This window comes from Methylomonas sp. BG-2 (assembly GCF_057766305.1).
In genome coordinates, this window is the sequence record NZ_JBYMAP010000126.1 from 1 (window position 1) to 12425 (window position 12425).

A 12425-nucleotide genomic window follows, 5' to 3' on the forward strand; every position below is an offset into this window, starting at 1 on the left:
CGGTTTTCATCAGAAAGAAGTCAGATGGGTTCAAATAAGTACCGCCACCCGCGGGTTCCATCCGAAATGCGCCGCTTAAGCCGATTCGACCGACCGCCGTGTTGCTGGCGTCCATCGTCGTGGCGTGCTGCTTTCGGTTTACCCCGTAACTGATGGTGGTGGTGTTGGTATTTACCGGCAGCGAAACGCTGAAGGTTTCGGTCGGGCTAAGCGCAATACCACCAGAAGCGTCTTGATCGATCAGCATTGAGTTATAACTCTCGTCCCAATAATTGGCGATATACCAGCCTTCGCTGCCACCAATCGCCGAGGTAAGCGCGGAATTGTCGATAGTCAAATTCGCAACGCCACTAACCAGGGCCGCGTTAGCGTTACTCGCCAACAACATCCCGCCGCCGAACACGCTAATCGCTAGAACGCCGGCATAGCTCGCTTTAAAGCTTTGTTTCTTTTGGATATTCATTGTTTTCCTTACAAGATGATCTAAGATTGGTTCACTCGACAAAATTAGGCTGCCATCTGGATGGAAATCAGTCACATCCTAATGTTAGGCCTGAAATTGGAGGCGGCCCGGCTGTCTTTCTCCAAGACCCGTGGCTTTCCGGCTCCGCCTCGCGGCGGATGTGGCTTAGTGGCCGCCTCCTTGCGGCATCGCCCAATTCCTTGAGCGAAGTTTCCTCTATCCAGCGACTTTTCCGAGCCGTGCATTTGCCCGTTTCGGCGACTACCTAAATTCGAATTCCGACGATTCTTGCTCCAAAGATAGCGAACCGAATCGCTTACCTGACCACACCAACCTGTTGTCGTCTTCCGAATTGCTTATCTAACAGCAAGGACCAGGCCAAATAAAAATTCTTTATTTATCATTGACTAACATATTTACCGACGGCCGAAAACAGATAAAGCAAGTGATTTGCCTCAGTAGCTGCGTGAAATCACCTATTCAAACCGGTGACCCAAACTAGCGGCAAGTTCACGCATCCCCAAGCCCGCGCTTCGCCACCAGAAATATCGAGCCGCACGGCGGCGTCGCGGCGCGTGAAACCCCGCGGCTTAATCTTCCACCCATTTAAATCGCAGCGCGGCGGTTGTTAAAAACAGCAAGGTCATCGCCGACAGCGTCAATAACGCCGGCGCAATATCGCTTAATCCGGCACCGTCGATCATCACGGCCCGCGCGGCTTGCAGCATGTGGGTCAGCGGGAAAATCAGCGTCAGGTTCTGCAACAGCGCCGGCGCGCCTTCCAGCGAAAACCAGACCCCGGACAGCAAAATCATCGGCAAGGTCAGCAGGTTCAGGATGCCCAAGGCCAATTCTTCGCTACTCGTTCGACTGGCCATCAACAAGCCGAGGCTGATCAGGGTTACCGAACCGAGTACCGCAATCAGCGCCAACAGCGCAAAAGCACCCTGGACTAAAAAATCGAACAAGGCGTGCATCGCCACAAATTGCAGCACAATCGCCAGCATCAACATCGCCAACCGGCTGGCGACTTGCGCCGACAGGAATTCGAAGGCGTTGACCGGCGAGGCTTTCAAGCGTTTAAGCACGCCGTTTTTACGGTATCTGACGATGGTGAAACCGACGCCGAACAGACTGCTGTGCATGATGTTGATGGCTAGAATGCCAGGCAAAACCCAGTCGAGGTAGCGCACCTGCCGCCCGGAAACCACTTGCTTTTTCCAGGTCGTAGTTTGATCGTCGGCCAATAGGATTTTTTCCAACAGGTAGCCTTGCGCGGCACTGTCGTTGATCCAGTAACCGTCTTCTGAGCCACCCCGGACCACCATGTCCAACTGGTGGTGCTGCAGTTTGGCTAGCGCCTTATCCAGCTCGGGGTAGTCTATAAATTGCAAATATTGGGTGGTCTTGAATGCGGCGATCGGCGAGCTGGCTTCGCCGACCACGCCCACTTTGAACAGCGCGGTATCCTTGTCGTCGAATATCGCCGCTATGCCGACGATCAACACCACCGGAAACACGAAATTCCAGACCCAGGTGGCTTTGTCGCGGATCAATTCGATATTGCGGGCTTTTAGCAATGCCAAAAAATGCTTCATCTCAACTTCTCAATGAGTGGCCGGTTAATTTAAGAAACAGGTTTTCCAGATTCGGCGTCGCTACCGTCAAACCTTCCAACGAGATATTCAGTCGAGTCAGTTGGGCTATCGCCGCTTCCACATTGGCGGTGACGAACTCCACCGTTTCGGCGCCGGCACTCACCGCGAACGGCAAGCCTGGAAGCTCCGCCAGCCCGCTGGCCCGCGGCAGACGGATCAGCACGCCGTCGAAATGCTCCTGCAACAGGTTATCCGGCGTGTCCTGCACGATGATCCGGCCTTGATCCATAATCGCGATTTCGTCGCAAAGCTGCTCCGCTTCCTCCATGTAATGCGTGGTCAGGACGATGGTCTTGCCGCGCTGTTTGATGTCCCGAATCAAATTCCAGAAGTTGTGTCTAGACTGCGGGTCCAGACCGGTGGTGGGTTCGTCCAGAAACAAAATGTCCGGATCGTTGATCAAAGCGATGCCCAGCAACAAGCGTTGCCGCTGGCCGCCGGACAGCTTGCGGGAATCGCGGTTGATATAGTCCCCTAGCGCGCAGGCCTCGATAATATCGTCAAGTGGCAGACTGCGCGGGTACAGCTTCTGAAACAGTTGCAAGCATTCCTTCACCGTCAAGGTTTCCGGCAAGGCGGTATGTTGAAACTGAATCCCGATGTGCTGGCTGTAGCCTCTATCGATCGGTTTGCCGCGAAACAGGATGTCCCCTTTGCTCGGCTTGAGTATGCCCTCCAGCATTTCCAGCGTGGAGGTCTTGCCGGCGCCGTTCGGCCCCAGCAAGCCAAAGCACGTCCCGGCTTGCAGTTCGAAACTGACGCCGGCAACCGCCGTCGTTTCGCCATAGTGTTTCTCCAAGCCTCTGACGCTCAGCAGACTACTAGTCTGGTCCGGCTCGGCCAGCGGCGACGCGGCCAGCGTTAACGGTTGAGCGGCCGGCTCGGGACTCAGGTCTCGCAACCAAGCCGCGCAATACGGCTGCTTGACCACCGTGAAATGCTCACCTTTGGCCTTGATGACATTGACGGTATGGTAGTAATCGTTCCACTCGTTGGCCGCCAACCAACCTTTACTGCCTTCCGCTATCACCAGCGTTACGCAATACGGCAACTTGGTGGTGTAACGATAATGGACGGTAATCGACGCCTCGGTCACTTGCCAGATTTTCCGAAAATGCCCGGCGTCCAGATTCGGAATGATGTCCGCCAATAACGACGCAAAGCCGTCTTTCCACTCCGCATAGGGCTTGGTTTTTAAAATCTCGGCGATCGCGCCGCGATAGGGCTCGGGCGAAATACCGGCGTTAGTCAGCATGAAGTTGCAGAATGCCTTGACCGAGGCCTTGTCCACGCTGCTTTGCCGCAGCAACAAACCGCTATCGATCAATACCACTTCGCCGATTTCGTACGCAGAATCTTGCAACTGGCGCAGCATTTCGTAGACCACGGTGCCGCCGTAACTGTGCGCGTACAAATTAATTCGCCCTTGCGGCCAAACGCGTTCGATCTGGGCGATATTGTGCGCGGCCATGTCCTCGACCGTCGTCGCTGGCGGCTCGTCGCTATAGCCTTTCATTTGCAAGCCGTAAACCGGCCCTTCCCGCTTCAAGCACTCCGCCAGTTCGAAATAGCCGTCGCTCAAGCCGGGCATGCCCGGCACGATAAACGTCGGAATCCCCGAACGCAGATTGAGCAAATACGCTGAATTGGTCAGTTTTTCCATCGGGCGCTCTAGGTAATGGGTCAACGCTTTTATCGTCGGATATTTGAAAATATCGGCGAGATTCAGCGAGCTGTCGGGGAGAATGGCATTGATGCGACTAATCAGTTGCACGGTGAGCAAGGAGTGGCCGCCCAATTCAAAAAAATTATCGTTCACGCCGACCCGCTCGATGTTCAACAGCGCCCGCCAAATTTCGGCCAGTTGTTGCTCCAGTTGGCCGCGCGGCGGACTAAAATCGGCATTGCCGGTCTGCACGCCGCTAGCTTGCCGCGCCAGAGCGTTCCGGTCGATTTTGCCGCCCGCCGTCATCGGCAAAACCTCGACGGCAATCAGCGCCAGCGGCACCATGTATTCCGGCAAGGTTTCGCGCAAAAACGCTTTCAGCGCCTCCTGCTCGGGCGGATTGCCGTCGTGGGTATAAAAAGCCACCAGTTGTTTGTTATTCTGGTGTTCGCTGACGATCAGCACCGGCAGTTTGACAGCGGGATGCCTGGCCAGCGCAGTCTCGATTTCGCCGATTTCCACCCGAAAGCCGCGAATCTTGACCTGATGGTCGCGGCGACCGATAAAGGCCAGATTGCCGTCGTCCAGCCAGCGCACCAGATCGCCGGTTTTATAGAGCTTGCCGGCACCGAACGGGTTGGCAATGAATTTTTCGGCGGTCAATTCGGGCTGGTTGAGATAGCCGCGAGCGACACCGGCGCCGGCGATGTGCAGTTCGCCCGGCACGCCAATCGGCACCGGTTTGAGTGCGCTGTCCAGCACGTAGACTTGGGTGTTGGCCAGCGGCTTGCCGAGCGGTATCGCTTGGTCGGGATCGTGGGCCGGGTCTATCGGGTGCAGCAACGAGATCACCGTGGTTTCGGTCGGGCCGTAGGTGTTGATCACCGCGATGTTGGGGTTGCGTTGCCGCCAGGCCCGATACTTTTGCACTTCGGCTTTTTCGCCGCCGATCACCACCCGGCTCAGCGCGGTGTCGCTGAAGTCTTGCTCCACCAACGTATGCCAGTAGGCGGTGGGCAGGTTGATCAGACTGACTCGATGGCGTTGCAGCAGGCTTTTTAAGTAAGCCACATCGGTGAAGCGCTCGCCGTCCATCATCACCACCGCCCCGCCGCTGAGCAGGGTCGGAAACACTTCCTCGACGAAGATATCGAAGCTGATCGTCGAAAACTGCAACACCCGGTCGCTGCCGCTGAGTTGGTAGGCGGCTATCACCGCCAGATTGTGGTTGACCAGGTTGCGGTGTTCGACCATCACCCCTTTGGGCTGGCCCGTGGAACCGGAGGTATAGATCAAATAGGCCAGATGCTCGGGAGCCGCGCTGGGACGCGGTTGCCCGGTGCTTTGGGCGATCAACGGCCAGTCGCTATCCAGCGCCACGGTCTGAATCGCCAGACCGGTGCGGATTTCAGCCAAGCCGTCGGCCAAACTGGCTTCGGTCAACAACAGCTTGGCCCCGCTGTCCAACAGCAAGACTTTGCTACGTTCGACGGGGGTATTGGCGTCCAGCGGCAGATAGGCGCCGCCGGCCTTGAGGATGCCGAGCAAGCCGACCAGCATCAACGGCGAACGGCGCAGACACACCGCCACGATGGTATCGGCCTGGACGCCAAGCTGTTGCAGATAGACGGCCAGCCGGTCGCTTTGCTCGTGCAGTTCCCGGTAGCTGAGCGACTTATCCTCGCCGATCACCGCCACTTGCTCGGGGGTTTTAAAGGCTTGGCGGACGAACAGGTCGTGGAGGCAGGCGTCCGGGGCCGGCTTGCCGGCCGTCCGGCTCCAATCGTCCAGGATCTTGCGCTGTTCGTCGGCATCCAGCAGTTCCAGCTCCGTAAGTGTGCCGTGCGGCGACTCGACCAAAAAACCCATGATTCGAGACAGATGCGCCGTCATCCGTTGCACCGTCGCCGGCAAATACAGATCCGAGGCATACTCGACGCCAATCACGGCATGATCGTCTTCATACTCGTTATAGGTAAAGGTCAACTCGAACTTGGCTTCGTTGATTTCGAAATCGAATACCGGCTGCAAGCGGCAATTGCCGAAAGGCACAGCGCCAAGCCTTAGCGGCGTGTAATTGATCAGCACCTGAAACACCGGGCTGCGGCTTAAATCCCGTTCCGGCTGCAATAGGTCGAAAATTTTCTCGATCGGCACGTGTTGATTGTCCTGACCGTCAACAATCACGCGATGCACATGATCCAGCAACGCATCGACCGTCAAGTTGGATTGCGCCTCGGGACGAATGCGCATCACCACGGTATTCACGAAAAAGCCGACGATGTCTTCGATTTCACGCTGATTGCGGTTGGCCACCGGCAGACCTAAGCAAATGTCGTCCTGGCCGCTGTATTTTCTTAACAACAGATACACCGCCGCCATGAACACGGTAAACGGCGTGGTTTTTCTGGCCCGCGCGGCTTGTTTGATCGATTGCCCCTGGGCCGCGCTCAAATCGAATTGGAGATAGCCGCCCTTGCCGCTGGCGGCGGCGGGTCGAGCAAAATCCAACGGCATTTCCAGATTTTGGTAACCCGCTAGCTGGCGTTGCCAGTAAGCCAGTTCCCGCGCCAATTTGGCGTTGGTTTGAGTTTCACGCTCCCAGCCGGCAAACAGCGCATAGTCCACCGCCGAGGCGGGCAATGCCGGCTGCCGACCTTCGACAAACGCGGCATAGGCGGCGGCCAGATCGTTCAATAACACCCGCATCGACCAACCGTCGGTGACGATGTGGTGTAAACACAGGGCCAGCACGTGGCTTTCGCTATCCAGGCGCAACAGCATCGCCCTGAACAACGCGGAATGCTCCAAGTTGAACGCCTGCTCGATAAAGCTTTTCAACCGTTGCTTTTGTTCGCACTGTTGCGCTTTCCCGCCGAGCTGGCTGAGATCGTGTTGCTCGAAGTCCACTTCCGCGGCCGGGTGAATTCTTTGTAACGGAATATTGTCCAGCGCCGTGAAATTGGTCCGCAGCGCGTCGTGCCGGGCATAAATGCAGTTCAGCGCTTTCGCCAGCGCGCCGATGTCCAGCGGGCCTTCGATTTTCCCCACACCCGGCACGTGATACTGGCCGCCGAACCCCAGCCTGTCCAGAAACCACAAGCGCTCCTGGGAAAAAGACTGGCAGGCGACGGTGTCGCCGGCCAAGTAGGCTAGAACATTGGGCTTATCGGCGGTCAGCGCGGCTTTCACCGCCTCGGTCAACTGGCCATGGCCTGCCTGGACCCGCAACTCTCCGGCGGACGTCGCGCTGAGCCGGGCGCCCTTGGCTATCAATTCACTCAACATGTGCTTGGTTTTGGTAATGGCAAAAATCGGTAACGCCGAATGCGCTCCGCCATGGTCGCGCGCTTAAACAACGAAGACCTCCAGCCGCTCCAGGTAAGCCGCCAGCGAATCTTCCTGTTGGATTTGAGCGCTGCCGGCAATGACCAGCGCCAGTTGCTGAATATCCGCTGCCTCGAAAAAGCGGCTGAGCGGCAGTTCCACGCCCAGCGCGGCCTTGATGCGAAGCACGATTTGGATCGCCAGCAGGGAATGCCCGCCCAGCGTGAAAAAGTTATCCTGCACGCCCACTTGGTCCAGGCCCAACACGTCCCGCCAAATGTCCGCCAAGGTCGCTTCGACGGCATTGCTGGGCGCGACGTAACGCGTCCGAGGCGACAGCTCGACCGGCCTGTCCTCCAGGACTTTGCGGTTGACCTTGCCGTTGCCGGTAAGCGGCATTTCCTCCAATTCAATCCAGGCCGCCGGCACCATGTAATCGGGCAAACGCCCGCGTAAGTATCGGTTGAGCTCGGCTACTTCAAGCGCCTGGACCAGTTGGTAGAACACGATCAGCTGTTTGCCGCCGGTATGCGGCTGAGCAACGACGACCGCGTTGCGGACACTCGGATGGCTCAGCAAGGCATTTTCGATTTCGCCGATTTCCACCCGAAAGCCGCGAATCTTGACCTGATGGTCGCGGCGGCCGATAAAGGCCAGGTTGCCGTCGTCCAGCCAGCGCACCAGATCGCCGGTTTTATACAGTTTGCCGGCACCGAACGGGTTGGCAATGAATTTTTCGGCGGTCAATTCGGGCTGATTGAGATAGCCGCGGGCGACGCCGGCACCGGCGATGTGCAGTTCGCCCGGCACGCCGATCGGCACCGGTTTGAGTGCGCTGTCCAGTACGTAGACTTGGGTGTTGGCCAGCGGCTTGCCGAGCGGTATCGCTTGGTCGGGATCGTGGGCCGGGTCTATCGGGTGCAGCAACGAAATGACGGTGGTTTCGGTCGGGCCGTAGGTGTTGATCACCGCGATGTTGGGGTTGCGTTGCCGCCAGACCCGATGTTTTTGCGCTTCGGCTTTTTCGCCGCCGATCACCACCCGACTCAGCGCGGTGTCGCTGAAGTCTTGGTCCACCAGCGTATGCCAGTAGGCGGTGGGCAGGTTGATCAGGCTGACCCGGTGGCGTTGCAGCAGGCTTTTTAAGTAAGCCACATCGGTGAAGCGCTCGCCGTCCATCATCACCACCGCCCCGCCGCTGAGCAGGGTCGGAAACACTTCCTCGACGAAGATATCGAAGCTGATCGTCGAAAACTGCAACACCCGGTCGCGCTCGCTGAGGCTGTAGGCGGCTATCACGGCCAGATTATGGTTGACCACGTTGCGGTGTTCGACCATCACCCCTTTGGGCTGGCCGGTGGAACCGGAGGTATAGATCAGATAGGCCAGATGCTCGGGAGCCGCGCTGGGGCGCGGTTGCCCGGTGCTTTGGGCGATCAACGGCCAGTCGCTATCCAGCGCCACGGTCTGAATCGCCAGACCGGTGCGGATTTCAGCCAAGCCGTCGATCAAGCCGGCTTCGGTCAACAACAGCTTGGCCCCACTGTCCAACAACAAGACCTTGCTACGTTCGACAGCCGTATTGGCGTCCAGCGGCAGATAGGCGCCGCCGGCCTTGAGGATGCCGAGCAAACCCACCAGCATCAGCGGCGAACGCCGCAAACACACCGCCACGATGGTATCGGCCTGGACGCCTAGCTGTTGCAGATAGATGGCCAGCCGGTCGCTTTGCTCGTGCAGTTCCCGGTAGCTGAGCGAACTCTCCTCGCCGATCACCGCCACTTGCTCGGGGGTTTTCAAGGCTTGGCGGACGAATAGGTCGTGGATGCAAAAATCACCGTGCGGCGCGGTCCGCGTCGCGTTGAAATCGCTCAACAAGCGCTGCCTTTCCGCCGGCGGAACCATCTCGATGCCGCCGATAGCCTGCTCCGGGTCGGTGATTACGCTGGTCAACAACTGTTTGAAACAAGCCAGATGCCGCGCGATCGTGGCGTCGTCGAACAAACTGCGTTTGTACTTGATATTGACCTGCAGGCTCTGCCGGAAATCGTAAATTTCCAGCGTGTAATGATCCTCGGTTTGTTGAAACACCTCGTACAAGGTCTCCACGCCTTGCAACGCGTCGGCGTTATTCAACATCTCGTCGAAGAAATTTTGATAGGTGTAGGACACCGGAAACGGATTTTCCTTTGGGTTGGCCAGATTTAATCCCAAATCCGCCAACAGCCTGGGAAACGGATAGTGCGCGTGGTCCAGGCAATCGAAAAATTGTTGCCGAGCTTTTTGGACCCATTGCCCGAAAGCCAACTCGGTTTGCATCGCGCCAGGCACGACCATTACGTTGATGTAGCAACCGATGCTCTGCTCGTGCGCCTGCTTGGGCCGCCCGCGCACCGGCGTGGTAACCGCCAGCGCCGATTCCTGGGTTAGCTTGTTCAAAAAAACCTGGAACGCGGCCAGGAACATCACCGCCAAGCTGGTTTTATTGCGGGCCGCCAATTGCTTCAGTGCCCCCAACATCGCGTCGTCCAAGGTAAACTTTTGGCAGCCGATGCCGTCGGCCGACAAACTGGCTTGCGGCAAACGGTCATAGGGCAAATTTAAGGTCGCCGGTTGATCGGCCAGTAATTCACGCCACCAACGCCTATCTTCGTCTCCGGCGTTACCGGCCAGATAGCGGCGCTCCCATGCGACGTAATCCAGAAAAGCCAAATCCGGGGCTTGGAGAACCAAGGTCTCGCCAGCCAACAAGGCATGATATTTTCGCCAGAACGACGCGATGAACAAGGCGCCGGAGGTACCGTCGAAGACGATGTGATGGATTACAAAAAACACGTAAGCGCCGTCGTCCGCCGCGTCGATGGCATAGAGCCGGACCAACGCATCCTTGGACAGCTCGAACGGCTGTCTTAACAGTTCCCACAGACAGACTTCCAGCATGGCCCCGGACTCGAGGCGAATTTCATGGCAGTGCGGACCGTCGCCGATGGGCCGAATGACTTGCTCGCTATCGCCGGTATCGTTCCGCTGGCAAATCGCCGCCCCGAGCAACGGATACTCCGCCAACATCGCGGCGAGAGCTTGCTCTAACGCCGGGACGTCAATGCCGCCGGGCACTTTAAACGTCAACGGTACGTTAAAGGCTATCGACTCCGGTGCGAGTTGGTTGACGTACCAAAGACCTTTTTGCACTTCGGACAACGGACCGCGCATCTCCGACGACAAACTTAGCGGTTGCGCGCTGCCGGCGTCATGCGCCACCTGGCGTTTTTGCCGCTGTTGCCTAGCCAACAATTCGAAGAAGCCGGCGAAATCGTCAATGCCCAATACTTGGCTGAACTTGATGTCCAAATCCAGAGACTCGTTCAAACGGCCGACGAACTGCACCACGTCGATCGAATCGAAGCCGTAATCGATCAGGGACAGCGACAAATCGAGCGCCGCCATGTCCAGCTTAAATATGTCCTTCACCAGTTTGGCAACGACCGTCAAGGTCGGACTGTCCAGGCTCAAGCCATCCAGCGGGTTTGCCGCCACCGGCGCTGAATGACCGGCGGCGCCTGGCAGCGCCTCGGCATCGGGCCGGTATTCCTCGAGCACAACGTGGGCGTTTACCCCACCGATGGCGTAACTATTCAACGCCGCCCGTTTCGGCCGGCCGGAGCCGGGCCAAGGACAATTTTCGTGTTGCAGCGTCAAGGCGTGCCCGGCGGGAAAGTCGCTATTGACCGCTTCCAGGCCGGCCACGCCCGGCAGTACGCCGTGCTCGAACGCTTTCAATACCTTGATGATCGATGCGATACCCGAAGCGGCTTCAGGATGGCCGATGCTGGGCTTGACGCTGCTGATATGCCAGCGTTTGCGTGAATCGGTGCTGGCCTGCCGGTAGGCTTGATCGATAGCGCCCAATTCCAGCGCATCGGCCATCAGGTTGCCGATGCCGTGCGCTTCGACGTAGTCGATTGAATCCGAGTCCAGACCGGCACGCGTCAGGCACAAGCGTATCGCTTCCTTGAGCCCTTGCGAATTCGGCGCCTCGAACGAATAACCCCGGCCGCCGTGATAAACCGCCGAGCCCTTGACCAAACCGAGAATAGTATTGCCGTCCCGCACCGCGTCGGCCAGCGGCTTTACGATTAACACCCCGGCCCCTTCGCTGCGCAAATAGCCGTTGGCGGCATCGCCAAAGCTTTTGGTCTGGTTGTCCGGACTTAGAATGTCTCGATACAAACCTTGCCGGGCGGCTTCGGTAAATTCGTCTCCGCCAATCACGTTGATACCGCCGACCAGCGCTTGTTGGCATTCGCCGGCCCGCAAACTTTGTATCGCCCGATGCAATGCAACGTAGACACTGGTGCAAAACGTGTTGATGGTTTCGCTGGGACCTTTCAGGTTTAATTGAAACGAAACCTTGTTGGCGAGTGGAACTTGGTAAGCCACGTCCGGCGTCGGCACCGTATCCCGGCAGCCGATGTAAACGGCGGTGGTGCTTTTTATCAGCGCGGACAGCTCCAGCCGATAGTCTCGCAATGCGTCTTCGAGGCATTGATAAAGCAACTGCTCCCGGCGCGGTAACGCCGAGAAGTCGGTTCGCGAAATTTTCAACCATTCCAGCGCCTGCAATCGGCCCGGATCGACCCGACCATAGGTCATTTCCGACTTTCCCGGATAGCTGGCGACTTGCAAGGGCAAACCGGAAACGACTTTCCGCCACAGCGCGGCGGCATTCTCGGCTTCCGGAAATATCCCTGCCATACCCACCACGGCGATTGCAAACGGGTCGAGCTCGGCCACTTGTCGCGCCTTAGGTATCGGCATTGAATCCAAGGGATCGTCAACTGAAGAAACCTCGGCGAAGACCAAGACCTCATCCAGCAAATACCGCGTGAGCAAATCCAGACTGGGATAATCGAACAACACCGTCGATCGCAACGCGCATTTCAAGCGTTTTTCGAGCTCTACCTTGAAATCGACCGCCTGCATCGAATCCGCGCCCAAAGCGGCGAAGTTTTGATCGTCCGCCACGTCGCCAGGGCCGTCCAACTCGAGAAACTCGACCAACAGGCCGCGAATGAACTCGGTCAATACGGCCTGGCGAGAACCGGAACCCGCGCCGGCAAGCCGAGCTAAAACGCCGCTAGCCTCGCTGATCTCGCCGCGCGCGTCCGGAAACTGTAGATCCGTCCCCATGATGAATTTGTAGGAAATTAAGTATGATCGAAATGTAGCGCGAAGACGGCTAAAGCCGGCCGAAGTAAAGTTGACCGCCGTATTGGCGCGTCGTGGTAAAACACGGTAAAGGCGACCTCTA

3 protein-coding genes, 1 pseudogene and 1 riboswitch are annotated in these 12425 nt (G+C 57.7%); all 4 genes and pseudogenes read right to left on the minus strand.

Annotation, left to right across the window (positions count from 1 at the left end; genetic code table 11):
• A pseudogene (locus tag AC3B8H_RS13090) lies at positions 1 to 538 on the minus strand (hypothetical protein); the annotation flags it as partial.
• Positions 539 to 561: 23 nt separating this feature from the next.
• Positions 562 to 638: riboswitch (cyclic di-GMP riboswitch) on the minus strand.
• A 415-nt stretch (positions 639 to 1053) separates the two neighbouring features.
• Positions 1054 to 2061 (minus strand): ABC transporter permease, encoded by a 1008-nt coding sequence (locus AC3B8H_RS13095; RefSeq protein ID WP_488441991.1) that lies wholly within the window; start codon positions 2059 to 2061, stop codon positions 1054 to 1056.
• Position 2062: 1 nt separating this feature from the next.
• Positions 2063 to 7075 carry an amino acid adenylation domain-containing protein gene (locus AC3B8H_RS13100; RefSeq protein WP_488441992.1) on the minus strand — a complete coding sequence of 1671 codons (5013 nt, stop codon included), beginning with the start codon at positions 7073 to 7075 and terminating at the stop codon, positions 2063 to 2065.
• Between the two features lie 63 nt (positions 7076 to 7138).
• Entirely contained in the window at positions 7139 to 12304 is a 5166-nt protein-coding gene (locus AC3B8H_RS13105) for an amino acid adenylation domain-containing protein (protein ID WP_488441993.1), read from the minus strand.
• Positions 12305 to 12425 lie beyond the last annotated feature (121 nt).

Coding starts and splice junctions, on each gene's coding strand:
- AC3B8H_RS13095 (WP_488441991.1), bottom strand. CDS start 2,061: ATGAAGCATTTTTTGGCATTGCTAAAAGCCCGCAATATCGAATTGATC.
- AC3B8H_RS13100 (WP_488441992.1), bottom strand. CDS start 7,075: ATGTTGAGTGAATTGATAGCCAAGGGCGCCCGGCTCAGCGCGACGTCC.
- AC3B8H_RS13105 (WP_488441993.1), bottom strand. CDS start 12,304: ATGGGGACGGATCTACAGTTTCCGGACGCGCGCGGCGAGATCAGCGAG.